This window comes from Paenibacillus sp. RC67 (genome assembly GCF_030020805.1).
In the GTDB taxonomy this organism is placed as follows: domain Bacteria; phylum Bacillota; class Bacilli; order Paenibacillales; family NBRC-103111; genus Paenibacillus_S.
Genome location: NZ_CP125098.1, coordinates 6,314,111 through 6,340,837 on the forward strand (window position 1 = coordinate 6,314,111; position 26,727 = coordinate 6,340,837).

24 protein-coding genes, 1 pseudogene and 1 riboswitch are annotated in these 26,727 nt (G+C 45.7%); of the genes and pseudogenes, 5 read left to right on the forward strand and 20 right to left on the reverse strand.

What is annotated here, in order from left to right; translation table 11 throughout:
* Positions 1-92: 92 nt before the first annotated feature.
* From QMA13_RS28615 to QMA13_RS28640, 6 genes and pseudogenes are all read right to left on the reverse strand, one after another.
* Positions 93-632, reverse strand: a complete 540-nt coding sequence (locus tag QMA13_RS28615) for a DUF2062 domain-containing protein (RefSeq protein ID WP_282937070.1) — start codon at positions 630-632, stop codon at positions 93-95.
* Positions 633-654: 22 nt separating this feature from the next.
* Positions 655-1,611 (reverse strand): 4-hydroxy-3-methylbut-2-enyl diphosphate reductase, encoded by a 957-nt coding sequence (locus tag QMA13_RS28620; RefSeq protein ID WP_282937071.1) that lies wholly within the window; start codon positions 1,609-1,611, stop codon positions 655-657.
* A gap of 24 nt (positions 1,612-1,635) precedes the next feature.
* Positions 1,636-3,165: a sensor histidine kinase gene (locus tag QMA13_RS28625; protein ID WP_282937072.1), complete on the reverse strand. Its 1,530-nt coding sequence runs from the start codon at positions 3,163-3,165 to the stop codon at positions 1,636-1,638.
* 1 nt (position 3,166) lies between these two features.
* The gene (locus tag QMA13_RS28630; RefSeq protein WP_028551160.1) at positions 3,167-3,859 is read right to left on the reverse strand and encodes a response regulator transcription factor; all 693 of its coding nucleotides are present in this window, start codon (positions 3,857-3,859) and stop codon (positions 3,167-3,169) included.
* 119 nt (positions 3,860-3,978) lie between these two features.
* A pseudogene (locus QMA13_RS28635) lies at positions 3,979-5,537 on the reverse strand (S1C family serine protease).
* Positions 5,538-6,048: 511 nt separating this feature from the next.
* Positions 6,049-6,465, reverse strand: a complete 417-nt coding sequence (locus QMA13_RS28640; RefSeq protein WP_282937073.1) for a YugN-like family protein — start codon at positions 6,463-6,465, stop codon at positions 6,049-6,051.
* A 193-nt stretch (positions 6,466-6,658) separates the two neighbouring features.
* Between QMA13_RS28640 and QMA13_RS28645 the strand changes: the two genes are divergently transcribed.
* On the forward strand, positions 6,659-7,951 hold the full coding sequence (locus tag QMA13_RS28645; protein ID WP_282937074.1) for an ammonium transporter: 1,293 nt from the start codon (positions 6,659-6,661) through the stop codon (positions 7,949-7,951).
* A 77-nt stretch (positions 7,952-8,028) separates the two neighbouring features.
* Here the strand turns inward: QMA13_RS28645 and QMA13_RS28650 are convergent, their stop codons facing one another.
* The 11 genes from QMA13_RS28650 to metA all read right to left on the reverse strand — a co-directional run bounded on the left by QMA13_RS28650 (position 8,029) and on the right by metA (position 19,973).
* Positions 8,029-8,520, reverse strand: a complete 492-nt coding sequence (locus QMA13_RS28650) for a hypothetical protein (protein WP_282937075.1) — start codon at positions 8,518-8,520, stop codon at positions 8,029-8,031.
* Positions 8,521-8,771: 251 nt separating this feature from the next.
* Positions 8,772-9,134 carry a hypothetical protein gene (locus QMA13_RS28655; protein WP_282937076.1) on the reverse strand — a complete coding sequence of 121 codons (363 nt, stop codon included), beginning with the start codon at positions 9,132-9,134 and terminating at the stop codon, positions 8,772-8,774.
* A gap of 246 nt (positions 9,135-9,380) precedes the next feature.
* The gene (locus QMA13_RS28660; RefSeq protein WP_282937077.1) at positions 9,381-9,509 is read right to left on the reverse strand and encodes a hypothetical protein; all 129 of its coding nucleotides are present in this window, start codon (positions 9,507-9,509) and stop codon (positions 9,381-9,383) included.
* A 65-nt stretch (positions 9,510-9,574) separates the two neighbouring features.
* A complete protein-coding gene (locus QMA13_RS28665; RefSeq protein WP_282937078.1) occupies positions 9,575-10,276 on the reverse strand; it encodes a 3D domain-containing protein in 702 nt (233 codons plus the stop codon).
* Between the two features lie 169 nt (positions 10,277-10,445).
* Entirely contained in the window at positions 10,446-12,386 is a 1,941-nt protein-coding gene (thrS, locus tag QMA13_RS28670) for a threonine--tRNA ligase (RefSeq protein ID WP_282937079.1), read from the reverse strand.
* Positions 12,387-12,703: 317 nt separating this feature from the next.
* Positions 12,704-13,633, reverse strand: a complete 930-nt coding sequence (gene ytxC, locus QMA13_RS28675; protein WP_282937080.1) for a putative sporulation protein YtxC — start codon at positions 13,631-13,633, stop codon at positions 12,704-12,706.
* Positions 13,634-13,799: 166 nt separating this feature from the next.
* Entirely contained in the window at positions 13,800-14,936 is a 1,137-nt protein-coding gene (gene mqnC, locus QMA13_RS28680) for a cyclic dehypoxanthinyl futalosine synthase (protein ID WP_282937081.1), read from the reverse strand.
* Positions 14,937-15,097: 161 nt separating this feature from the next.
* Positions 15,098-16,471, reverse strand: coding sequence for an EAL domain-containing protein (locus tag QMA13_RS28685; RefSeq protein WP_282937082.1), 1,374 nt, complete (start codon positions 16,469-16,471; stop codon positions 15,098-15,100).
* A gap of 217 nt (positions 16,472-16,688) precedes the next feature.
* The gene (locus QMA13_RS28690) at positions 16,689-17,861 is read right to left on the reverse strand and encodes a trans-sulfuration enzyme family protein (RefSeq protein ID WP_282937083.1); all 1,173 of its coding nucleotides are present in this window, start codon (positions 17,859-17,861) and stop codon (positions 16,689-16,691) included.
* Between the two features lie 7 nt (positions 17,862-17,868).
* Positions 17,869-19,050, reverse strand: a complete 1,182-nt coding sequence (locus QMA13_RS28695) for an aminotransferase class I/II-fold pyridoxal phosphate-dependent enzyme (protein ID WP_282937084.1) — start codon at positions 19,048-19,050, stop codon at positions 17,869-17,871.
* Positions 19,047-19,973 carry a homoserine O-acetyltransferase MetA gene (metA, locus tag QMA13_RS28700; RefSeq protein ID WP_282937085.1) on the reverse strand — a complete coding sequence of 309 codons (927 nt, stop codon included), beginning with the start codon at positions 19,971-19,973 and terminating at the stop codon, positions 19,047-19,049. The genes QMA13_RS28695 and metA overlap by 4 nt, the downstream gene beginning before the upstream one ends.
* 118 nt (positions 19,974-20,091) lie before the next feature.
* Positions 20,092-20,234: riboswitch (SAM riboswitch) on the reverse strand.
* A 541-nt stretch (positions 20,235-20,775) separates the two neighbouring features.
* On the opposite strand from metA, the gene corA reads away from it, so the two are divergent.
* Positions 20,776-21,711, forward strand: coding sequence for a magnesium/cobalt transporter CorA (gene corA / locus QMA13_RS28705; protein ID WP_282937086.1), 936 nt, complete (start codon positions 20,776-20,778; stop codon positions 21,709-21,711).
* A gap of 117 nt (positions 21,712-21,828) precedes the next feature.
* The gene (locus QMA13_RS28710) at positions 21,829-22,260 is read left to right on the forward strand and encodes a universal stress protein (protein ID WP_282937087.1); all 432 of its coding nucleotides are present in this window, start codon (positions 21,829-21,831) and stop codon (positions 22,258-22,260) included.
* A gap of 168 nt (positions 22,261-22,428) precedes the next feature.
* Here QMA13_RS28710 and QMA13_RS28715 read toward each other — a convergent pair whose 3' ends face one another.
* Complete coding sequence (locus QMA13_RS28715; RefSeq protein ID WP_282937088.1) at positions 22,429-23,478, reverse strand: HRDC domain-containing protein; 1,050 nt, start codon at positions 23,476-23,478, stop codon at positions 22,429-22,431.
* A 176-nt stretch (positions 23,479-23,654) separates the two neighbouring features.
* Between QMA13_RS28715 and QMA13_RS28720 the strand changes: the two genes are divergently transcribed.
* Positions 23,655-23,966, forward strand: a complete 312-nt coding sequence (locus QMA13_RS28720; protein WP_282937089.1) for a hypothetical protein — start codon at positions 23,655-23,657, stop codon at positions 23,964-23,966.
* 69 nt (positions 23,967-24,035) lie between these two features.
* Here the strand turns inward: QMA13_RS28720 and ilvD are convergent, their stop codons facing one another.
* The gene (ilvD, locus tag QMA13_RS28725; protein WP_282937090.1) at positions 24,036-25,721 is read right to left on the reverse strand and encodes a dihydroxy-acid dehydratase; all 1,686 of its coding nucleotides are present in this window, start codon (positions 25,719-25,721) and stop codon (positions 24,036-24,038) included.
* 207 nt (positions 25,722-25,928) lie between these two features.
* On the opposite strand from ilvD, the gene QMA13_RS28730 reads away from it, so the two are divergent.
* A complete protein-coding gene (locus QMA13_RS28730) occupies positions 25,929-26,222 on the forward strand; it encodes a DUF3055 domain-containing protein (protein WP_028551132.1) in 294 nt (97 codons plus the stop codon).
* A 96-nt stretch (positions 26,223-26,318) separates the two neighbouring features.
* Here QMA13_RS28730 and QMA13_RS28735 read toward each other — a convergent pair whose 3' ends face one another.
* Complete coding sequence (locus QMA13_RS28735; RefSeq protein WP_282937091.1) at positions 26,319-26,636, reverse strand: cupin domain-containing protein; 318 nt, start codon at positions 26,634-26,636, stop codon at positions 26,319-26,321.
* Positions 26,637-26,727: the final 91 nt, after the last annotated feature.

Genomic DNA, 26,727 nt, shown 5'->3' on the forward strand with positions numbered 1-26,727 from the left:
TCAACGCTTATACGCTTTTAAGCTTTTAATCACTAAAGTAACTATACAACGAGAATAAGCTCCTCGTCAAGAGAGGAACTTATAAATTCCTCTTAGTGCGTTGACTCAGAGCTTATCATTAATTGAGCTTTTCTTTGTTTACGTCTTTCTTTTCTTCTGGAATGGTACATTTCTAGTCCCCAGCGAATCGGATAATAAACAAGAAGACCTAAAATAATACCAACGACCACACCGCCGATGAACAGCTTCAGATTGGAACGTATAAATGTATCCATCCAATCCGGCAAATGCTGCGCCAGAAACTGTCTGGTACCGCGCGGCAATAGTAAACCGCCAATTTTCATATGAAAGTACGTCATCGGAATATAAATAATCTTTCCGAATACAAAACCGATCAATGCCGCAGCCATGCTGCCGCGGAACAAATAGACTAACGGGAAGATTAAGAAAAAGGCCAATCCAACGGTGGGCAGCGTAAACATCTCTATCGCTAAGCCAACGGAGAAACCGGCGGCTACCATACCGGGTCCTCCTTTAGCCCGAGTAAGCAGCAAGTACTTCAACTTAAACCAACGTTTAATATTCCGGAATTGAAAAGGTTTTTTGCTTTTTGCCTTCTTCTTCAGCTGCATTTCCCTTCATCCTAACGTTATGTTATTCAATACTGGCCTTTTGCTTCACCGATGGAATCAATTTGCTCATATTAATCGTTCGCTTGATTTCCCATGATGATTCATTTTGTGGATCAAGCTGTTCTAAATAGTTTATGACCTCTTTAGTAATCGGTGTCGGCGTAGACGCACCTGAGGTAACCCCAACGCGTCTTACAGGCTCCAACCATTCTCGCTTGATCTCCGTAATATCTCCAATACGGTACGCTTTAACTCCTGCAATTTCTTCAGATACCTGTGCTAAACGATTCGAATTGTTGCTTCGCGGGTCTCCCACCACTAGCACCAGATCGACATCTTTGGCTTGCTCGGCTACTGCTTCCTGGCGAACCTGAGTAGCCAAACATATTTCGTTATGAATTTCAGCCTTAGGGAATTTCTCCAACAAGCCATTCATAATGTGTTTGATATCCCATTGGCTCATTGTCGTCTGATTCGTGATAATAACCTTAGCAGAAGCATCAAATGACAACCGGTCGATTTCGTCAAGCTTTTCTATCAGGTGAACCTTATCCGGGGCAACGCCAATGGCTCCTTCGGGTTCAGGATGCCCTTTCTTGCCTATATAAATAACATGATAGCCTTCAGCTGTTTTTTCCTTGATCAGGTCATGCGTCTTGGTCACATCGGGACAAGTTGCGTCGACAACTGTGAGACCTTTCTCCCTTGCAAGCTGACGAACCTCAGGCGATACACCGTGAGCCGTAAATATAACGGTGCCTTTCTCCACCTGCCGCAATATTTCAAGACGGTTTGGACCGTCCAAAGTTATAACGCCTTCTTTATCAAAATAATCCGTTACGTGGGAATTATGCACGATCATGCCTAAAATAAATATAGGTCTCGGCAGATTCAGATTTTTTGCCGTTTGCATGGCTAACGCCATAGCATCCACAACTCCGTAGCAGTAGCCTCTCGGAGTGATTTTCATTACATCCATCACTGCACCTGCCCTTCTAGTTCATTATACCTGATTCCCCGTCTCTAGGGAATGCCTATACTCGAATGTTGTCGATATCCGAACCAAGGGCAGCCAAATGATAAACGTACTCCCCTCTCCTTTGCGAGTGGTAACCTCAATGGAGCCTTGATGCTCGTCTATGATCCACTTGGCAATGGATAATCCCAGACCTGTTCCTGCGGTTTGCCCTCTTGAAGGGTCTGCTCGGTAGAAGCGTTCGAAGATTAACGGAACCTCTTCTTTATCCATACCGATGCCTGTATCCTCGATCCGCACTCCAATCTGATCATTCATGATTTGAGCATCCAATCTGACCGCTCCGCTCTCGGTATATTTAAAAGCATTTTCTACGAAAATAAAAATCAGCTGCTGCAAGTAGTCTTTATTCCCGTTAACGTAAACTCCCTCAAGCGCTGTTAAGTCACCGGCTACCCATTCAACCGCTCTTGGAAGCATCTGAGCTTTGCGAATAACCTGCTCAACAACCGGCTTTAATTCAATGTCCGATTTTTCCATTACAAAGCCCGCATCCGCACGTGCGAGAGCCAGAAGGTCATTCACCAAACGTGTCATTCTCTCCGATTCACCGGCAATATCATGCATCGCTTCAAGGGATAGCTCTAGCTGCTCTCTTTCTTCAGCCGTACCATTGGCAGCTGTTCGCTTCCACATTTTTTCAAGCAAATCGACATTCCCGCGGATGGTCGTCAGCGGTGTTCGCAGCTCATGGGAAGCATCAGATACAAAGCGCCGCTGTTTCCGGTAAGCTTCCTCCAGATCAGAATAGGTTGTCTGCAGCCGTCCCAGCATGCCATTGATTGTATTCGTCAAACGCCCAATCTCATCCTCCGGGCCATCGTAGTTGATCCGGTTCCCCAAATCCGCGCCCTTCTCAATCTGATTCGCGGCATCGATAACCTGATCGATAGGCTTAAGCGCCTTGCGTGCCATGAACCAACCGACGGAAGCCGCCAAAAGAATCGTTACAGCCGAAGCGAAAATGAGGATTAAACGCAGCAACGAGAACAGCTTTTCGAAATCAGCCGTATATACCGCCGCTTGAAAAACACCTGCAAGCTGCTGTTGACCATTCTTCAAGGCCGGGATCGGAAGGCTATATACCATGAAATCCATGTTTTCGATTTTCACCTTTTGGAACAGCTTCCCATCATCCACTAAGACTTGCCGCTGTTTATCACTCAGATCCGGCAATGACATATTAAGTTCCTTCAAATTTGCCGATTGATCGGATTTACCATTTAAATAGTTGTTTAGCTGGTAAAATGTCGTCGAATTTTTAAGCAGTTCGCGACCTTGAGGCATAAAGAAATCCCAGCTGACACCGCCGCCCAAAGTAACCACCATTCGAGGCTGAATACGCGTGTAGACATCCTCCGTCTGATTGATCAAGTTATCTTTATATGAAGTATAGTTATTATAGTAGAGCAATCCGTACAAGCCAAAGCCGAACAATAGTACGGTGACCGACAAAATGCCCGTATACCATAAAGTCAGACGAAGACGTATGCTCACGTCATCCCTCTCCTCTCAGTACATATCCGGCGCCACGAACGGTTTGGATCATCCGTTTATGCCCATGCTCCTCCGTTTTTTGTCGCAGCAGCGCGATGTAAACCTCAAGCACGTTGGACTCGCCGCTGTAGTCATATCCCCATATTTTTTCCATAATCAGGTCTCTGGAAAGCACCCTCTTCGGATTTTGCATAAATAAATGCAGCAGCTCGAATTCTTTAGTCGTCAACTCAACCAACTGCCCACCGCGGAACACTTCACGCGTATCCAAATCCATGAATACATCCTGGTATTGCAAACGATTTGTCGCCTGCTCTGATTTGTCAGCTGTCTTTCTGCGCAGAAGCACACGAATACGTGCAAGGAGCTCCTCCAATGCAAAAGGCTTGACCAAATAGTCGTCCGCCCCACTATCCAGACCTTTCACCCGATCTGCTATCTCGTCTTTGGCCGTTAGCATGAGGACCGGTACTGTTGCCCCACCCTCACGAATACGTCTGACAACCTCCCAGCCATCCAGCTGCGGCATCATAACATCCAATATAACGGCATCCGGATCGTGCTCCAATATTTGTTTCAATCCATCCATACCATGATTAGCCGTGAATACGGTATAGCCTTCAAAGGCTAAGGATCTCCGAAGCATCGATGTAATTTTTTCATCATCATCTATAACCAAAATCTTTTCTCTCATCTCAGCACCACCTTCATCCTATTGTAACAAAATATATGTTCTAGATACAAAAAGAAGCAGAGCAACAGACTAGGCTTCGCTCTACTTCTTTCTTTTGTTCTAACCCTTTTCTGTATCTATTATTGTTCCGCGTTTTTGTCGCCGATGATGACAGTCACATTTTCTTTCTTGCCATCGCGCATAACGCCGAGCGTCACTTTATCATTGACCTTCAACGCTTTGATTTTATCTTGCACTTCTTGAGTCGTTTTTACTTTGGCACCATTCACTTCTACGATGACATCATACGGTCTCAATCCGGCTTTAAAAGCAGGACTTTTTCTTACGACATCCGAGATAATGGCTCCGTCTGTATTTTCAAGCTTAAGTTCGGAAACCCAGTCCTTATCGATAGGAGACATAGCTACTCCGATATATGGAGACGGTTCTTTTGGAATTTTAACGTTGTTTTTCAAGTTATCCAATACACTGGAAATCGTACTTGTCGGAATAGCAAACCCGATACCCTGAGCTTGTGCACTAACCGCTGTATTGATTCCAATAACTTCACCGTTCAAGTTCAACAGCGGGCCGCCGGAGTTACCAGGGTTAATGGAAGCATCCGTCTGCAGCAAATGCTTGTATTCGCGAGTTCCTTGCGTATCCGGAATGGAGATTGGACGTTCTTTGGCACTCAATACTCCTACCGTAACTGTATGGTCAAATCCGTATGGATTCCCGATAGCGACTACCCAGTCACCAACACTTGTATCTTCTGCTTTACCGAGCGGCAGGGAAGCAAAATCTTTGCCATCCGTCGCATCAATTTTCAAAGCCGCCAAATCGAGATCATAGCTGTTACCAAGCAGCTGTGCTTTAAATGGCTGTTGGTACCCTTGAACCGTTACCCAAATTTCATCAGCGCCGTCAATAACGTGCTCATTCGTTAAAATATAGCCGGACTTTTCAAAAATAAATCCGGTACCCATTCCGCCAGGCTGCAATTGTTCAGTATCCTTGCTTTTTTGCTTTTGCTGAGAACGGCTGTCATCCCCGAAAAATTGGCGAAAAAAGGATCATCAAAAATGGAATTGCCGCTGCTTGCCTTCGCCTTCACCTTAGTCTCAATTTTAACGACTGCAGGTCCGGACTGCTCAGCGATTTGAGCGATATTATCTGGTCTTCCTAAGCTAAGGGAAGTAGGCTTGACCGCTCCGTTGCCGCTTGAAGACTGGGAAGCTCCAGAAGATGCGTTGCTGCCCATGACTCCCTGGGAACCGGTAAACCAGTTCATTTTATCGGAAGCGAACATCAAGCTGCCTATCACTACCGCTCCCGCTAAAAAAGAAATAAATGCACTTCGGAACGATGAGGTTCTTTTCTTCGGTTCATACTGCCAGTTTCTCATTGGGTCTTGAGGCATTCCGCCACCTTCCTGCCCATTGTACGAAAAAGAGCGAATCGGTTTGGGAGGCGTCATTTCAACACGTGTATCCCCTTCACTTGAGCTTGCTGTAGTTGAGCTCGGCGTTTCTTCATTTCCCATAGCAGATTTATAAGGCCCGTAGGAATAATAGTATGATGGTTTTTCTTGCTGCGATTCATTTCCTTCTGATTTTTCTGTCTCATGCGATGAAGTATCGTTAGTTTCACCGTCTTGACGGCGAAAGAAGTCGTCATAATTTTTTTTATCATCCATTGAAGAAACCCTCCGTTCAGGCTTTAAGGTTCTTTGTGCTACTTGCTATCTTTGACTATATAATGCCTTCGTAACCTTAAAGAAACCTTAAAATTAAATGAATCGGAGTTAAAAAGAGAGGTCAATCACCCAGTCAATCCCCCCTGCTCTCAAGGGGGACCCCGGGCGCTGGCGCCCCTGGACCCCGCAAGCTCGGTGGTGGGAGTGGGCCGTGCGGCTTCGATGGTACGTTAGTGGGTGGATCGCGTTCGTCCTGACGGTTCTTTGCTTATCAGCAAAAAAACGTCAGGACACGCTTGCATGAGTGCGGGAACGGGCTTGTGCTTGGAGGGACGTTGAGCGTTTGTGGAGGGCGTCTGTCCTAGCTCCTTTGCAAGCAAAGTTTGCCTGGACACGCTTGACGTTGGAGCAAAGGGCAAAAGAAGTTATATTCGCTGGGCTGTTTAAATAAGAAGAGAAGTTGCCCTCGACAACTTCTCTTCTTATTTAAATGTTCCTACTCATACTAGCTTTACGGAGTCGCCCAGTTCGCTTCGACTTCCCGCAAAATACTCTTCGCTTTAGAGACCCACTCATCGTCAACAGGCGCATCTTTATCGACCGGCTCCTGGAATTGGTCAACTAGTGCTCCATATGTGTTAACCTGTGCCTCTTTATCCAAGCCTTCATTATATAAATGCTTCAAGACAAATGGAGAGCCGATACGAATAATAGCATCCGTCGAATTCGTATCCCCATCCAATCTTCCGTGCGTAACGCCGAAAGGAATGCGAAGCCACACTTTATTGTCATTATCCAAAGCACGGTCAAAATAACCGTGATCGTACTCCCAATTGCCGCCAAGAGTAAATTGATGATCATGCAAATAATCGCGAATTTGATCGTACGCTTCTTCCCGGTTTACCAGGGCAGAATCCACTGGAATCATCGTCCATCCTCCATGTATGTTTTAGTTATAGAATGAACGGAGCAGCCGAAATTTATCCCTCTTCTTTATAAAAGCGATTATTCATCATTATATGTCATTTTATCTTACGTCATTCGTTGACATAACTATCATGAAAACCGTATAATGATTGGCGTAGAAAGACCAAAATGCTGCTTATAAGGGAGTTGAACATATGGATTTGTCCGCTTTATCAAGTGGGTTGGATACGATTTGGGTCGTCTTGACAGCTGCGATGATCCTGTTGATGGAAGGGGGATTCGCCCTTCTGGAAGCAGGCTTTGTACGGCAAAAAAATGCCGTCAGTATCATAATGAAAGTATTTGTGGACATCACATTTGGCGCGCTTATTTTTTATTTTATCGGATTCGGTCTCATGTATGGCAAGGATGCGTTCGGGCTCATCGGAACAAGCGGGTTTATGATGGGAGGAGACCTGACACACATTAAGCTCTCTATCTCAAATGATACGTACTGGCTATTCCAATGCGCCTTTGTCATCGCGGTCATCTCCATAGTATCGGGTGCTGTCGCCGAACGCATCCACTTCCACGCTTATATACTGTACACCATTGCTATGACAGGCCTCATCTATCCTATCGCTGGTCATTGGGTTTGGAGCATCGGTGGATGGCTAGGCAGTCTCGGCATGATCGATTTTGCAGGCTCCGCCGTCATTCATGCGATGGGTGGGTTCTCCGCACTGGCTGCAGCCATGTTCATCGGTCCACGTATTGGTAAATTCTCTGAAAATGGAACACCGAATATCGTACCTCCCTCCAATCTTCCTTTAGCCTCCGTAGGTGCATTCATCCTGTGGTTCGGTTGGTTCGGCTTTAACTCCGGCAGTACCCTTAGCGCAACAAACGGTTCTATCGGACATATTGCAGTAACGACCATGCTTGCCGCGGCTGCAGGAGGTGCGACCTGCATCCTGTTCACCTTATTCCGTTATCGGAAAGCAGATCCTCCTATGGTCATTAACGGTTCCTTAGCCGGGTTGGTCAGTATTACGGCCGGCTGTGCGTTCGTAAGTGATGGAGCAGCTATTTTCATCGGTGCCGTCAGCGGCATCGCCATGGTATTTGCAACGGAGTATTTGGATTCCCAAAAAGTGGATGATCCCGTAGGAGCCTTTGCTGTCCACGGAGTTAGCGGCAGTATTGGCACCCTCGCAGTAGGATTGTTCGCCAAACCCGAATTAACTGAGAGTATAGGTCAAAGCTATAGCGGTTTGTTCTACGGTGGTGGATGGAGTCTTCTTGGAGTGCAAGCATTAGGGCTCGTTATCGTCTCCATATGGGGATTTGCGCTGACATGGTTATCTTTGAAGCTTATTAATCGGCTTGTCCCGGTTCGTGTCAGCCGCGACGAAGAACTTGTTGGCCTCGACGTAGGTATCCACGGTGTTCCCGCTTACAGCCAGGATCATGACTTTATCGAATTGAACCAACTAAAGAAAAGTTAGTATTGCATAAGGTCTCAAGAAATACAAAAAGGGCTGGCAGGAAGCAAATCATATTTGCTTTCTGCCAGCCCTTCATCTTATTTTTTTGGACCGGTGCTGTCGGATTTGGATGTCACTTTTCCGTTACGGAAGGTAACCTTAACCGAACCGCCGTCTTTTAATTGGTATTCGTAAGTTACAACTGGATTACTGCCATCCTCTTCTTTAAACTCACTGATCAACTTACCCATTTGGCCCATATTTTTGGACACCTCATCGAAAGTCATACCAAAATCAACTTTACCATATTGATCCGAAGTAACAATCGGCTGCTCCTTTGCTCCTTTTGGCGCTTCCACAGGTGCAGGAGTTGCTTTATTAGCGTTCTGATCGGTTGGCTTTGTTGTGTTGGTTTGATCCCCTTTAGCGGCATCCGTTCCGTTAGGATCGGGTGAAGCTGAAGGACTAGGAGATGGTGTCTGTTGTTGCTTGGACGCATCCGGCTGAGCAGCCTGATCCGCTGGTTTGGTGGTGCATCCTGATACTAATAATGCTACGGCAAAAAATATGATGAGTACTTGGCGCATCATCAAATCCCTCCATTCATGATTGTATTTCAGAGATGATATTGAACCCTGCAGCCGCCCGACTGAACCCATTATAACGATTTTTTTGTCGTAAAGCAAAGTCTTGAGTCGATTCCAGTTTCATCCGTCAAGATTATGTATCTCCAAAAACACAAAATAACCCCGTCGCCATCGCTTCAAATAGAAGCAACACGCATCGGAGCCACAGGCTGAAATTACGTGGGAATGGAAAGATGATACAGATGATATCCGAGCTACAAGCCAAGCTCCTCAACTAATTCCTCACTGATCGCAACATCATCGGATTGTTCCGTTTCTTTCAACACAGCCTTCGCCTTTTCAATCTCTAGACGCAGCTGTCGGATTTGCTCCATTGGCTTTTTAACGTAGTGAATATACTCTACAGCCAGATGATGGTCTGGTTTTTTCCCGGCAAACATTCGACGAAAAGATGACATAGCCCGATAGCTGCGTTCCTCCATAAGCCTTTTCTTTTCGTATCGCTCGATGACCTGCTCAATTTCAGCGATCTGTTCTTCCTTGCGAGCCACATAAGCCTCTAAAAAAGGCAGCACTTCCGCCGCTTTTCTTTTTGTTACTGGTATTGAACTCCCCATTAATAGAACGTCTCGCATGGGACATCACCCTATCTTCTCATGTTAACTTTTATCACAGTATATTACTCATTCTACACTAAAAAATATGCTTTGAAAACATCTATTTCGTTATCCATGTCAGGAATAAACCATTTTCTATTTAGAATCAATGTTATTCACATAATTTTACCAGCAATTCATAACAAAAAAAGAAGCAGACACTATACAGCGTCCGCTTCTTTTGCATCATATCTCACATACCGTTAATTAGTATTTTGCGTTTTCGTTGGCACCTTCACTTGCATTGTTTTGTCCGGCTTGCTTAACGTTTTTAGCTACTACCTCTTGAGCAAATTCGGTATCGTTCTGTTGCTTTTTGTTTTTGTTCTTAGCCATGGTGTCATTCACCTCCCCTTACACCCATTAGTATGAGTAAGGTGAACCCCATTTATGTTGGAAGTTTAAAACAATATTTCGTTCTCGAGCTGGCTCCAAATCATCTTCGTTATTTTGCCGTCGCCTTTTTTGACGACAAATACGTTCAATGTTTTTTTACCCCATTCCCGATACACTTGATCTTTCGTTTCGAAATACAAATCGATCCGTTTGCCTTTGATGGCACTTCCTGTATCCGCTACGATACCGTACCCGTATCCTGGAATCCATAGAACCGTTCCAAGTGGAAATACGGTCGGGTCAGCAGCGATGGTAGAGAATGTGTTTTTATCGCGCTGAACCTTCATTCCGGAAAAAGTGACTCCATACTCGGGATGACCAGGCGTTTTACCTGTCGATTCTTTCCCCGCGTAATAACCGGTTGCAGTCACTTCCACCGCCGTATAGTGGGATATGTCCTTCTTCAAGTTAGGCAAAAAGGTATATTTGTCGGTCTTCTTGTTATAGTTAACGGTAGTGTTTTGTTTTGTTGCTGAAACAGCCTTCGTCTCTTTTGCAGCGTTTTCCTCCTGCTGGGACACAGCCTGTGGTTGTGCAGCTGTCTGTACATTTTGGGACAACGCCGGTAAAGCTTGTTTGAATTGACCGTGTTCGACGGGACCGTTTTGCGCCAGTGATTGCTGCTCTTGTTCTAGTGCCAAAAACAATCCGAGCAGGACGGCAATGAAACAGATCCATTTCGCATGACTTACGGCTTTTGGTAACATACTTGGTTTAAAACCTCCCCTTATTATAAGAGGCTAACCAATTACTACTAGGAATATACAAAAAATCCAAACAAGCACTATGTAATGTTCATTTGACTCTGTCTTCAAAAGAAAAGAACAACCCCAGGAAAAGGGATTGTTCTCTAATAATAAGTAGCCCGTAGGTAATTTAGTCGATTTGCTTCGTGCGAATAGCTTCGCTAATTAAAGCCGCTGCGCTATCCAGGCTTTGTACGCCCAAGTCACCTTCGCCGCGCTTACGCACGGAAACGCTGTTGTTATTCATTTCATTCTCACCAACAACCAGCATGTAAGGGATTTTCTCAAGCTGCGCCTCACGGATTTTGTAACCCAGCTTCTCATTACGCAGGTCAGATTCAACACGAATACCGGCAAATTGGAGCTTCTCTTCAACCTCTTTTGCATAGCTCTCGAAAGCAGTTGAAACTGGAATAACTTTCGCTTGAACAGGAGATAACCAGGTTGGAAGGTTACCCGCAAAGTTTTCGAGCAAGAAAGCAGTCATCCGTTCCATAGTCGAGATAATACCGCGATGAATAACGACCGGACGGTGCTTCTGTCCGTCTTCGCCGACGTATTCCAATTGGAAACGTTCCGGTAGAAGGAAGTCGAGCTGTGCTGTAGAAAGCGTTTCTTCTTTTTTCAGAGCTGTTTTGATCTGTACGTCCAGCTTAGGACCATAGAATGCCGCTTCGCCTTCTGCTTCATAGAACGGCAAGCCAAGCTCCTCTACAACCTCACGCAGCATGCGTTGGGACATTTCCCACATATTATCGTCCGGGAAATATTTCTCAGTATCCGCTGGATCACGGTAAGACAGACGGAAACGGTAATCCTTAATGCCAAAATCCTCATATACTTGACGAATCAAGCCGATGACGCGCGCGAACTCTTCTTTGATTTGGTCCGGTCGGCAGAAGATATGCGCATCGTTCAATGTCATAGCACGTACACGGTGCAAGCCTGTCAAGGCTCCAGACATTTCGTAACGATGCATCGTTCCAAGCTCGGCTACACGAATCGGCAGATCGCGGTAGCTGCGCATGTCGCTTTTGTACACCATCATATGATGCGGGCAGTTCATTGGACGAAGAACAAGCTCTTCATTGTCCATAATCATTTTAGGGAACATGTCCTCTTGGTAGTGCTCCCAGTGTCCGGACGTTTTGTACAGCTCTACATTGGCAAGAACAGGCGTATAGACATGTTGGTAGCCAAGACGTTCTTCCAAATCTACGATATAACGTTCCATCGTACGACGTACTTTGGCACCGTGAGGCAGCCACAGAGGCAAGCCTTGTCCAACTTCACGGGAGAAGGTGAACATTTTAAGCTCTTTACCCAATTTACGGTGGTCACGCTTCTTAGCTTCCTCAAGCAAATGAAGATGCTCGTCCAACTCAGCCTTTTTCGGGAATGCTGTACCGTAAATACGCTGAAGCATTTTATTTTTGGAATCTCCACGCCAGTAAGCACCCGCTACGCTTAACAGCTTGAATGCTTTAATACGTCCAGTAGATGGTAAGTGAGGTCCACGGCACAAGTCAAAAAATTCACCTTGATCATAGATCGTCAGCACGGAATCTTCCGGTAAATCACGAATCAATTCCAGCTTCAATGGATCTTCTAACTCCGTAAAAATACGGATAGCTTCTTCTCTGCCAACCACTCTGCGTCGGATCGGCAGGTTCTCCTGAGCGATTTTTTCCATTTCCTTCTCGATCTTGGCCAGATCCTCTGGAGTTACCGGTGTTTCCAAGTCGATATCATAATAGAAACCGTCCTCGATCACAGGTCCGATACCAAGCTTTACCGCTTTGTCTCCATAAATGCGTTTAAGAGCTTGCGCCATCAAGTGAGCCGTACTATGACGGTATACTTCGAGACCGGCTTCGCTATCTAACGTTATGATCTCCAAAGCTGCATCCTGATCGATAGCCGTGTTCAAATCCACCGCTTTGCCGTTCAATTTGCCCACTACTGCATTTTTCTTCAATCCGGAGCTGATGGAACCCGCTACTTCTTCAATAGTCGTTCCCTGCTCGTACTCTCTTACCGCTCCGTCTGGAAAAGTAACTTTTACTGCCATTTTGTTCGACCTCCTGTAATATTGAACCTTTTTTAGCTATGAATAGCAAAAAAGCGCATCATCCCAAAAAGGGACGAGTGCGCTTGGTCTCGTGGTTCCACCCTAGTTCGATTCGCAATTCGTTCCGCGAATCCTCGTAAGCATTCTTTAACGAGAATGAATCGGAGATATATACTTGACGAATAGCCTGCTACAGCAAGTCGCGTTCCATATCTCAGCTACAAAGGGGTAAATGATTGTCGTTCACTGAAGGAGATTACAGCCAAGTCTCCTCTCTCTGCACAGCACTTCAACCATTATTGTCTTTGATTGTTGCCTTAACCCTTATTATAATCAGCAGCTGCCGATCGGTCAAGATTATGGCATAATCTGCAATACTCACAGAGCTCAACGCGATTCTCAAAAATTTGCGTGATCGTTTTGATGACCTGTACCTCGGGATCTCTGGTGTGAATACAAATTTGCCTCGGAGATACGGAAATTAATGTGCTGACGATGACATCTTCAAAGTTGATGTCCTTCTCGATCATTTCCACGGTTAAAGTGGCGTCAGTCTGACTCGTGTCAATAGGCTCCATCCGATCGTTCAATAATGTAAATTCGTTGCCGCCTTTATGTATCAAGTGAGCTGTCGGAATTTTAGCTTCTTGAATATATACGAAATATTTCAACAGCGAAATAAACTCCTGATACTGCTGATCCATCAAAAACTCATCAATGGCATATTCGACCACTTCACGAAGCTCACCCATATAATCCTGCAGACGGAATTTAAGAAAGCCCTGAAGATTTAAATCTGTATATTCCTGCAAAAATGTGCTGATTGCCTGTGCAATCATTTGTTTGCGCCGGGAAACTGACTGTTCAAAGGTAGGCTCAAAAGACTCAACATCATCTTCTGATGATTGGACAGGACGGCAATAGCTCAGAATAGAGGCAATATCCTCTTCCAGCTTGTAATCGAAATCCCGGGATATCATGGCGCGGATTAAACGTCCTTCTTCTTCCTGAATAATCCACTCAGAAACCGCTTCAGCTACCTTTGAATACAGCTCATCGGTTTTTTTATCCAATTGAAAAAGGGGGTATATCCCTTCAGCATGAATGACAAAGGACGTATGGTCTTGGCGAACTTGTGTTGCCACGTTATTTTTATATACAGTTCTGACAGCATCATCCACCGCCGCATAAAGCTTATGAACGGATGTTTCCGATGTTTTCATCAAGGTCAAGGCAAACAGCTTCATCCTATTCACTCCTTCCTTCCCTTACTTCTCTTTTTTAAGTATATGGTCGGGAGGGGGCATATATACAAACAACAATTTCCCATGGAATAGTAAGTGAATAGAACAACAAGCACCTAGCCTCGAAAAAAAAGACCCCGCGAATAATCCTTCGCAGGGTCGTTATGAATTAGTTTTGCATTACAAAGTCGTTGTCAACCTTATCTTCCTCGTTATCAAAAATGCGCAAAATTTCGTAACGCGTATTGCGCTGTGCCGGGATTTTGCCCGCTTCGCGGATGATTTGCAGCGTCGAGCCGATGTTGACCTTGTGCGTAGTGCCTGCCGCGGAAACGACGTTCTCCTCAATCATTGTGCTGCCAAAGTCATTGCAGCCAAAATGGAGCGACTTTTTACCGACCTCTGGCCCCATCGTAACCCAAGAGGATTGGAAGTTCGGGATATTGTCGAGCATAATACGGCTGATCGCCACGTTCTTCAAGTAATCGTCAGGACCGAGCTTGTCGGCCTTCAGATTCGTGTTGTCTGGTTGGAACGTCCAGGAAATAAACGCCAAGAAGCCTGGCGAATTATACTTGTTTGCGATACATTCGTCTTGAGCGTCGCGAACACGAAGCAGATGAAGAGCACGCTCTTCCATCGACTCTCCGAAGCCGATAACCATCGTGGCCGTTGTGGACATGCCGATCTTATGAGCCATTTGCATGACGTCCATCCAATCGCGCCAAGAGCCTTTCAAGCGGCTGATCTTGCGTCTTGTACGGTCATCCAGAATTTCACCGCCTCCTCCAGGAAGCGAGTCCAAGCCGGCCATATTCAGCTCCCGCATAACCTCTTCAAGCGTTAATCCACCGGATACATCCTTCATCTTCAATATTTCGGCTGGAGAGAAGGAATGCATAGTAATGTCAAAGCGCTTCTTAATCTCGCGCAGGAGATTCGTATAATAGGTGAAAGGAAGGTTCGGGTTCGTTCCACCCTGCATGAGAATTTCCGTTCCGTTAACATCAAGAGTTTCTTGAATTTTCTGGAAAATAGTCTCATCTGGAAGCACATACCCTTCATTTGAACCCGGCGCACGGTAAAATGCGCAGAAACGGCAGTATACATCACAAATGTTCGTATAATTAATATTGCGGCCGATGACAAAGGTTGTGATCGGGTCCGGATGATGCCTCAGCATGATTTGGTTTGCGACATGGCCCATCTTTTCAATCTGATCCGATTCATATAATTGAATACAGTCTTCAAGACTGATTCGGTTTCCGGCCAGCGCACTATCGAGGATGCGGTCAATAGTACTCATCCTTTGCTCACTCCTTTTTGCTAGCTAATGCCAAAAATTATTTTGCATACGAAAAAACTTTACAATAATCGTACCACAAACCAAGAGTCTAGTCATTAAAAAAGAGACTGGCAGATCGAGGCTGAGCCCCGTTCCGTCAATCTCCTGACACACTTTTGGCATTATGCGAGCAGCATATTCGCTTGGCGGCTCCGCTGAATTTTTGCTTTTAACAGGTCAAACCGCTGCACCCGATCCTGATCCGCAACCAATGGCTCAGGCCGTGCGAAGTAAAAACCTTGTCCCATCTGTACCTTCAAATCGTACAGCATCTCCGCTTCCTCTTCACGCTCCACGCCCTCTGCAATAACCTGACAGTTAATGTTTTCGGCAAAATGCATGAGCGAGCGAAGCAAAGACTGCTTCACGGTCATTTGATCAATATTTTGAATGACGGATTTGTCAATTTTAATGATGTCGGGAATAAGCTCCGTGATCGATTGAAGGCTGGAATAGCCGGCTCCCGCATCATCTACAGCAAATCGGAACCCAAGTGAACGGTATTTGGCCATCAAAGCTCCTACGAAATTAAAATCCTGAATCGCATGGCGCTCCGTAATTTCGAGTACGATCTGTGAGGGAGCCACCGAGGGATGCTTTTTAAGGAGCATTAGCAGTTGCTCCAGCAGTAACGGATGAGATAGTGTAACCGGCGTAATATTTATGAACACTTGTTCCTTAATGTTTCGTTTAGACATTTCCTCAAACGCTTTTTTCATGACCAAAAACTCCATTTTAGACAGCACATCCGCTTGATGAGCAAAATCAAACAGCTCGGCAGGGCTGTGAAACGGAGTATTCTGCGGGCCACGGGTTAATATCTCCCAACCGAAAATATCTCCGCTCGTCAAATTCATTATCGGTTGAGCTAGCACAGAAATATTTTCCGAATCAATAATATCGATAAGCTGTTGTCTTGATTTAGAGAAATGGACAGGCAGCTTCTTCGTAGCTATGGATAAAGCATAACGATATGCATATTGAATCGCTGCATCGATACTCTCAATTTCTGGCCCCATCATATAACAGCCCGTTAGGCAAGTTAGAAGACCTTCTTGCCTGACAAAGCCGGTACGTAAACGAGTTTGCAGCTCCGCGCCCATCTGCTGCGCTTTTTGCTGAAGCACATCGTAAGATAGGCTTGTCTGCTGTTTCACAAACAGACCCATATCTTCTTGTCCGAATCGCTTAATTCCTATAATGTCCTGATGGTTGAAATAGCGCGGCAGTAAGTCCAGTACCATATCGTTGATTTGCTGTTGAAGCTTTTGAATGCTCGAATAAGAATGAATGGAGAACAGGTGATGAAAATCCTCCATATGAAATAAGATCAAATTGCAGCCCTTGCCTTGGAGGCGCTGCTGCTTCACCATGGAGGCTATTGGATCGCGAAATATAAACTCGGGAGGAAAATACTTCAGGGAACGGTTGGAGAAGGGTAAATAGCAGAGCATCTTGAAACGTTGTTTCCACTTATTGATAAAAAGCGACGGCATTTTCTTCCCCCTCTACCTGCAAGCACCTTTTTGAAACCATCATAACATGAGACCCTAACAATGAATAGACATAATGTCCTATAAACGAGGCTTTTTGACTCAAAATAATGCTTAAGAACTACCGTGTCGAAATATGCTGTCAAACCTCGGAGAAAGCCTTGAAAACACAAAAACCGGTTGAATACACAATAGGCATTCAACCGGCTTCATAAATTGTTTAAGCGCGAAGAGCATGATCCAAGTCTTCAATAATATCATCTATGCTCTCCAAGCCAACGGAGTAACGAACGAGTCCATCGGTGATCCCTCTTTCAAGCCGGACTTCCCGCGGCATCGCCGCGTGTGACATCATAGCAGGGTACGACAAGATACTCTCTACGGCTCCCAAGCTGACCGCTACTAGCGGAATTTGCACTTGACCAAGCACTTGCCTGGCGCGTTCCCCAGACCCTACATCGAATGAAACAACAGCGCCGTAGCCCTTGGATTGCTTCTCATGAATCTCACGACCCGGATGATTGGGCAGTCCAGGGTAGTACACCTTCTCTACGTATGGATGCGACGACAGCCAATCAGATAAGCGTCGCGCACTAATCTCATGGGCTTCCATTCGGGCCTTCAATGTCTTCATCCCACGCATCAACAGCCAGGAGTCGTATACTCCGAGAATCGTTCCAAGAATGTTCTGAATCTGCATGAGCCGGTCTCCAATAAGATCGTCAGCTACAACAGCCAAGCCAGCCGTTACATCACTGTGTCCTCCCAAAAATTTGGTCGCGCTGTGCAAGACGATATCGACTCCGAATTCGAGCGGACGCTGGTGATATGGAGTCATGAATGTATTGTCTAAAATCGTCAGTAACCCCTGCTCCTTAGCCCATGCTGTAACTTCAGCAATATTGGTAATCTTTAGCGTCGGATTCGAAGGGGTTTCCAAATAGACAACCTTCGTATTCGGCTTACATGCCGCCTTCACCTGATCAAGATCGGTTACATCGACAAATGAAGTTTCTATGTTCATACGAGTCATGACGGACTCCAGAAGCCGATAGGTTCCGCCGTAGACGTCCTCCGTACAAATGACATGATCCCCGGCAGATAGCAGCATGAAGGCAGCCGAAATAGCAGCCATTCCGGATGCAAAAGCAAATCCGCGGGTACCGCCTTCCAGCAGCGCGATGTAATCCTCTAGTGCTTGACGAGTCGGATTACCCCAACGGGAATAATGATACTCCTGAGGCTCATCCAGAGAAAATTGATGAAAGGTGGAAGCTTGACAGATGGGTACACTAGATGCGCCCGTTCTCGGATCGATCTCTGCTCCAAAATGAATTAGCTTCGTTGCAAATTGTCGATTCGCGTGCGGGCTCTTGTTGTTATTCCCAGTCATTCCGGCTTTAAGCCCCCTCTATTTCCGCCTGTGCCAGATCAATGGCTCTCGAAAGATCGGCGATCAGATCATCTACATGCTCGATGCCTACCGAATAGCGAAGCAAACGGTCGTCTACCCCCACTTGACGGCGAATCTCTTCTGGAATATCCGCATGCGTCTGAACTGCAGGGTAAGTCATCAAAGACTCAACTCCACCCAAGCTTTCAGCAAAAGCAATAAGCTGAATGTGGCGCAAAATCGGCTCGATATAGCGGGCATCCTTCATTTTGAAAGAGAAAATGCCTGTGTTACCGGACGATTGCTTGTTCTGAATCTCATAGCCCGGATGGCTTTCTAGTGCAGGATAATACACAGATTCCACTTGCGGGTGATTCAGCAAAAACTCGGCAACTTTCGTTGCGTTATATTGATGGCGTTCCATACGGATCGCCAATGTTTTCATACCACGCATTAGCAGCCAACTGTCCTGCGGATTCAGAACGGCTCCAATGGAGTTGTGCAAAAATGCCATTTGCTCTGACAGCTCTTTGCCTTTAGTGACGATCAAGCCAGCAAGGACATCATTATGTCCTCCCAAATATTTGGTCGCGCTATGGATGACGATATCGGCTCCAAGCTCGATCGGACGCTGGAAGAACGGAGTCAGCAGCGTGTTGTCCACGATGGACAAGATGCCTTTTTTCTTAGCCCAGCCGCAAACAAGCTCCAGGTCTGTAATCATCATCAGCGGATTCGTCGGCGTCTCGATCAAAACAGCTTTCGTGTTAGAGCGGTAGTTGGACTCCAGAGCGTCCAAATCATTCGTATCCACATATGTTGCGGTTACGCCGAAACGTGACATGATCTTCTCGAGCAAACGGTAAGTCCCACCGTATAGATCTAGTGATACAATCAAATGATCGCCTTGACTGAATAAGGCAAAAATCGTTTGCAGCGCAGCCATACCGGAGCTGCAAGCAAATCCGGCATCACCGGATTCGAGACCTGCAATAGCATCCTCTAACACCTTGCGTGTAGGGCTTTTCGTGCGGGCATAATCAAAGCCAGTGCTTTGACCAAGCTTCGGATGACGGAAAGCCGTCGATTGGTAGATCGGGAAGCTAACCGCTCCGGTTACCGGCTCCTCCTGGGAACCGATTTGCGCCAATCGGCTCTCAATTTTTAACGGGTTGTTCTGTTCGCTCATATACTGTACTCCTCCTTGTGCAGATCAAACGGCGTCTCTTGGTAAACATAATAGTTCAACCAGTTGGAAAACAACAGGTTCGCATGCGCTCTCCATGATACTAGCGGCGGCTTAGACGGATCATCATTCGGGTAATAATTTTTCGGTACGGCTACTTCCATTCCTTTATTCACGTCACGGTCGTACTCATATTTCAGTGTACACGCATCGTATTCCGAATGCCCGGTAACAAAAATTTGTTTTCCATCTTTCGTTCCGACGATGTAAACTCCAGCTTCCGGAGACTCGGACAAAATTTCCAACTCAGGATGATGTTCAATATCTTCTTTACGTACTTCGGTGTGGCGGGATTGCGGAACAAAGAACATTTCATCAAAGCCGCGAAGCAGCTTCACATTGTGGGTACTGACGATATGGGTGAACACACCGAACATTTTTTGCTCCAATGGATATTTAGGAACTCCAAAGTGGTGGTACAAGCCAGCTTGAGCAGCCCAGCATATATGCAGGGTTGATGTAACATGCTCGCGGCTCCACTCCATAATTTGTGTCAGCTCTTCCCAATAGTTCACATCTTCAAAATCAAGCTGCTCTACCGGCGCCCCCGTAATGATAAGACCATCGAATCTTTCATTACGCACATCGTCAAAGGTTTTGTAAAACTGCTCCAAATGCTCAGCAGAAGTGTTCTTGGAAGTGTGTGTTTTCGGATAAAGCAGTACGAATTCGACTTGAAGGGGCGTATTGCCGATCAAACGCAGGATTTGAGTCTCTGTCGTTTCCTTAGTCGGCATTAAATTCAATATAGCAATTCGCAACGGACGAATATCTTGGTGGAAAGCCACCGTTTCATCCATGATGAATATGTTTTCGTTCAATAATATTTCTCTTGCTGGCAAATGATCAGGAATTTTAATAGGCATTGTCAGTCACTCCTTTTTTGTAGGTGTTCAATTTAAGAAACAAACTCCTGCAAAAAGGCACTAAAAAAGGCCTTTTTCGCGCGCAACGAGAAAGGCCTTGTCAATATAACAATGTCCTCTCTCATCTCTCAGAAGCCATACGCTTCCGCAAGATTTAGCACCGTGCATTCCTCCCATTCGCGCTGATTAGCGTGAATGCCGAAAGGTCTGTCGGTTGCCGGGTATCATCGGGCTAGTCCCTCCACCTGCTCTTGATAAGAGTTTGAAACTTAGTTTATGAAGTTGTTATAGTCTTACTGTATACGAAAACGACTTTATCGTCAAGACGCTATAATGATATTCATAATTGGAAAACCCTCCCTCTATCCAGCACCAACTCCCCTAAACCGCATACTTTAAAATAGAGTAAAAACAACAAAAAACGATCGATTTCACCTTGATGCATAACAAATGAACAGTTATACTAGACAAGTAATTCGACAACACTAGCAAAGGGGTGCACCAAACAAATGGACGGAGACCCGAGGAGTAGTATCTGCGTTCAACAACAACCGAATATTTCGTTTGGAATGCCGACGGCTCACGCCGTTGATTTCAATGCGCCGACTGATCCTTTGCTTATTCATTTACCTAACGAACAAGCTTATCTTTGACCATAATAAAAACAATGGTGAAGGTGCCGTCCGCACGAATCAACGACGTTATTCCGTTTGTATTCCACACGAGCCTAAGTAAAGGCTGACTTTACGGTTCCCTATGTAAGAGGTGAGCCTATAGTAAGCCATGTGAAGGGGTGGAGCAAATGAAAGCACGTTTGGTTCAGGACGGCATTTTTACTTTAATTGAGGATATTACCCAAACGATAGAAGCACCGGAGCAAGGCTTTTATTGGATTGACGCCGACGTCGATGATTTAACTATATTACAGCCCTTATTTCATCTTCATGAATTAGCGGTGGAAGATTGTTTAACCGAAGAAGAGCAGCGTCCGAAGATCGAGCTGTACGACACCCATTACTTTATTGTGGTCAATAGCATCCGGTTCGATGATGAAGAAATTTTTCTCAGAGCCTTGAATATATTTCTAGGCAAACATTACATCATTACGGTGACAAGACAAAAAATCAACGAGCTGCGTATTTTGAAGCCGGTGCTGTGGGAAGAGGAAGTCACCGCGCCCGACCGTTTCTTATATCATTTGATCGACCTGGTTGTCGATAACTATACGAATGTTGGGGACCGTATTGAAGCTAAGATTGAAAAGCTGGAAGAAGATATCCTCATGAATACGAAAAAATCGCATCTCAATGAGATCATCGGTCTTCGAAGTGAAATCTTATGGCTCAAGAAAGTACTCGTACCGCAAAAAGAAGTAATCAATACCCTAAACAAAAAAGAGCTTCGCCTAATCAGCGATCCACTCAAGAAATATTTCGGAGACATCTATGAAAATGCCGTAAAAATATCGGAAACGTTCGATACTTTCCGGGATTTGATGGGCAACTTACGTGAGGCTTACCAATCCAGTCTGTCGAATCGCGCCAACGAAATTATGCGCATTTTTACGGCGTTAACGACGATTTTCATGCCTCTGACCTTTATTACCGGTATTTACGGTATGAACTTTGAGCATATCCCCGGCATTCATTGGGAATATGGTGGTGTTGCTGCAGTGATCTTTATGTTCATTATTGGCATCTCGATGTTCATTCTGTTCCGCAAAAAAAATTGGCTGTAATATTAAAATCTTGCCTTGGCTGCCATAGCTGCTGAGGCAAGATTTTTTGGTTCCTGTTTCACCTAGGGCAGCTCTCGTGTAATAGAAAGCATTATACGAAAGTTGAGGTGAGTATTTATGTTCGGCAAAATTTTATTAGCCTATGACGGCTCAGAAACGGCAAAGCATGCCTTGGAGCAAGCGATGGAAATGAAAATACTGCTGCCGGATTCGATACTGGAAATCGTCCATGTAGCCCAATTAAATAACATCGTTGTCGGCGATGCCTTCATTACCAGCTCTGCCGCGATACAAGATGAGCTGCATGATGCTGCTGAAGCTGTGCTTGATGAAGCAAGACAACGAGTATCGTATATGGGTCTTGCTACAACCACACTGTTGGAAGGCGGTGCCCCGGCTCAATTGATTCTCGAATATGCCGATACACATTTATTCGATCTCATCATTGTCGGGAGCCGCGGACTCGGAACGTTCAAGGAGCTCTTGCTGGGCAGCGTGAGCTATGAAATCGTGCAGCATGCCAAAATTCCTGTGCTGGTCGTTAAATGATCCGAATCGCAATAGAATGGATTGCTGAACCTTTGAGCTATAGATACAAGCCATGAAGCAGGGAAGAACCGTTATGTCCTTTGATTATTGGCGAACGACTTCCCTGTTAGTGGCATCTGCTCAATCACAAGGTGATAAAACGCTATATGTTTTGAAAATGAGCTACACTTAGACCGCCGCGGCGGCTGTTTTTCCATTTTGAATACGTCTGAACTTAATCCTAAGCACCCTAAGCCATTCATAAATGGTATCGATTTGCTTGCTATCGAGCTCATCCTGTTTGTAGAGCGTTTGCAGTACAGGCTTCAAATAACGGTCTCCATGAAGCTCGAATGCGTCCCACGCCAAATGTAATTCTTCTTCAGGAACGCCTTGAAGCACGGCTTCAATGTAAGAATCCAAGTCATACCCCTCTCGCTCCAGCTCCTCTATCCAAATCGCCAAATCTCTACGTTGCAGTTTCGTTTCATCTTGAATCGTTTCCAAGCTATCTCCTCGAGATATCGCTTCCAAAAGCTTTTGTTTAAGCTCTCTCTTATTCTGCTCTGCTTGGTTCCGCCGTTCTTTTTCCCGCTGCTTCCATTCATCAAATTCAACGAGATTGACCTGGGCTTCCACCCAATCGAGCGGAAAAGAAGTTGTCCGAGTGTAATTTTGCGTAAATTGAATGAATTCTGAGCCATACAGCGCTGCTTTATTAGGACCCAAGCCAGGAAGCTGAATCAGCTCTTCCGGTGTTTGCGGCAAATAAGCACATATCATTCGGAGAAGACGATTGGTTGCAATCAGGAAAGGGGATTTGCCTTCCTTACTCGCCTGCTTAAGCCGCCATTGCCTCAGCTCCTCGTAGAGCTTCTCATTGGAATGCTCTTCACTGTAATAATGAAGCAGGTGCGCATATTCGGACTTGCTGCTAAGAGGAACGACTTCAGCAAACAATCCTGAACTAAGCATCGGCCTAAACCCGTCTTGCTGCTTCATAATGAGCTGCTTGCGAATTAACGATTGCAGCTCATCCCAGCTTGTCCCTTCGTACCAGGTTTCTTGAACGAGCTTCCCATCCTCCTTCGTTTCCTGCCAACCGGCAAACCAGCGCCCCTTACTTTCCCCCACCGAAACCTGAGCGTTCCGAGCACGCCCCTCGCCTACTTGTTTCTCCATACTGTTCAAAAATAGCAGCTTCATATGAACCACTCCTTTATTCATATTCAAACGCAAAAAAGCACCCCTCCTACACATGATACATGGTAAGAGAGGTGCTTCCTCAACGATTTGAAATTATTCCCATTTTATCACAAAATGGCATTCAAAGCAATAACGCATAGCGGCTAACGCATAGAGGGTATTCTAATATAAGCAAACTTAGCAGATAACCAAAGAAAAGAGGTTACTTTATGGGTGATACCGATGATCAAAAAGACGGCTTCCTCAAGGAGGACCGGCATAAATATACGGATCTCAAAACCGTTGAATCGCAAAGAAACGATCTTATTGCGGAGGAGTTCCCAGAGGGTCCTTACGGGGCAAATCTGCACGAAGCTACTGCCGAGAAAAGCTCTCCTTGGCGAATCGACCAACGTCCACAGAATCGATTTACTTATGAGAACCGTGAGCTTCATGCCGGCATATCCAGAGACTACCCTGGCTCTCACCCAACTCATTCTTACATTGACGGCGACGAAGAGCATGGAGCACCGGAGGAATAACTGCAACAAAAAAAGGCAGGAGGACGAAAAATTCCTCTCTGCCTTCATTTAATTAAGCCGCGCTATGAATTAAACCTTCATAACTCCGCCTGTGCTTGCATTCGTAACGAGCTTGGAATAACGAGCCAAGTAGCCTGTAGTTACTTTCGGCTCAAAGCCTTTCCAGTTCGCTCTGCGTTTTTCGAATTCTTCATCCGAAATTTGCAGTTGGATGGTACGATTCTCCAAATCCAACTCGATGATATCTCCATCTTCAACGAAAGCGATAGGTCCGCCTTCAGCCGCTTCCGGAGAAATGTGGCCGATACTGATACCGCGGGATGCGCCGGAGAAACGGCCGTCTGTAATAAGACCAACCTTCGCGCCAAGACCCATACCCACGATTTGGGAAGTAGGAGCCAACATTTCTGGCATACCTGGACCGCCCTTAGGGCCTTCATAACGGATAACGACAACATGTCCTTCTTTTACATGACCGTTAGCGATACCATGAAGAGCATCCTCTTGGGAATCAAAGCAGATAGCAGGACCTTTGTGATAGCCGCCGACCGATTTATCAACTGCGCCCACTTTAATGATGGAACCTTTAGGAGCCAGATTACCGAACAATACAGCCAAGCCACCGCGTTCGGAGTGCGGGTTATCCAATGGATGGATAACGTCTTTATCTGCAATTTCGCAGCCCGCTACGTTTTCACGAAGCGTTTTGCCTGTTACCGTGATACAGTCGCCGTTCAGAGCGCCCGGCTTTTTCAAAAGCTCGTTGATGATCGCGCTCACGCCGCCTGCGTTGTGCACGTCTTCGATATGATAATCGGAAGCCGGAGCAATTTTCGCCAAGTGAGGTACACGGTTAGCGATTTCATTGATCCGCTCAATTGGATATTCAAATCCAGCTTCATGAGCCAAAGCCAAAGTATGAAGAACTGTATTCGTGGAACCACCCATAGCCATATCCAATGCAAAAGCATTGTCGATAGCTTCGATAGTCACGATATCACGAGGTTTAATATCTTGTTTAATGAGTTCCATCAATTGTTTAGCGGAACGTTTAACGAATTCTTTACGCTCTGGGGCGATCGCAAGAATCGTTCCGTTACCAGGAAGCGCAAGACCAAGGCCTTCTGCCAAGCAGTTCATAGAGTTAGCTGTGAACATACCGGAACATGAACCGCATGTCGGACATCCATATTGCTCAAGCTCAAGCAAGCTTTTCTCATCGATCTTACCAACTTGGAAAGCACCAACGCCTTCAAATACGGAGGTCAAGGAGATCGCACGGCCATCGCTTGTTCTGCCGGCTTTCATCGGTCCGCCGCTGACGAACATCGTAGGAATGTTCACGCGCAATGCGCCCATCATCATCCCTGGTGTAATTTTGTCACAGTTAGGGATACATACCATTCCGTCAAACCAGTGAGCGGAAACTACCGTTTCAAGTGAATCAGCGATAATCTCACGGCTTGGCAGCGAGTAACGCATACCGATGTGTCCCATGGCAATACCGTCATCTACGCCAATAGTGTTAAATTCGAAAGGAACGCCGCCCGCCTCACGGATAGCTTCTTTAACGATTTTACCGAATTCCTGCAGGTGAACGTGACCTGGAACGATATCGATATAAGAGTTACAAACCGCGATGAACGGCTTGTCGAAATCTTCTTCTTTAACACCGGCTGCACGCAGCAAGCTGCGGTGTGGAGCACGGTCGAAGCCTTTTTTAATCATGTCGCTTCTCATTTTCGGTTTGGACATATCTGGTGAGACCTCCTAGGTAAGTTTTGGCTAGTAAACTGACTTTCGTCGTTCTATCATTCTATAAATTCTATCATGTTTGCACAGAAATGAAAATGTAAAATGTTCTTATGCGAAATATTATGTTTGCCTTTTGCCCGCAAACGATTCTTCATGTATAATACAGAATACAATTCGATTGAAATGCGAGAACGGGGTGACGCTTACATGTCAGATTTGGATTACTTATACGATTCTAGCGAGGATACAACGACACGCTTTGTTTGCTTCGTTGGGGAATCGATGCGCCGCTTTGATTTGGCCATTACAAATACGAACCGTTTCTTCGGTAAAAAGCTCGTAACCGACTTGCAATCCGGACGAACTGCGGTCATTGGACCCGACGATTTGGAGGAAGAAGGCTACCTGGAGCATGTATACAAAATTACGGAAGAGGAAGCTGTAGAGCTGACCAACTTCCTGTCTCAAGTCGTTGGAGTCATTAATTTCACCGACATTTAGTTGGGCCAAATAAAAAGACCGTTTGCAGCTGCTTGATGGCAGGTACAGACGGTCTTTTTGAGTTTTATATTTCTAGTAAACTAGCAAAATTACGGATTAACGCTTCACCAGATCCTCGCGTACAGGGGTGAACGAATCGAGCAATGCGCTTGGCTCAAGTGCCTTGCAGCCATGCTTGGCACCGCTAGGAATAAAGATTGTCTCTCCTTGAGAAATCACGTGAACCTCACCATCAATGGTGAACTCCAGCTTTCCTTTGAGGCAGTAGGACAGCTGTTCATGAGGGTGGCTGTGCTGATACCCCTCCGCATCTTGCTCAAAGTGGACTTCCATCATCATAATTGTCTGACCTGGCGCGAAAATTTTACGTTTAACGCCCGGCTCCGCATTTTCCCATACTCCGATATTGCTCATCCGTTAGTGCCTCCTCTGCATTTTAGACGCTAATTCAGTTATTGGTAACGTTTGCTAACGAATTCTAGTATACCTCATTAGCGTAAGCTTT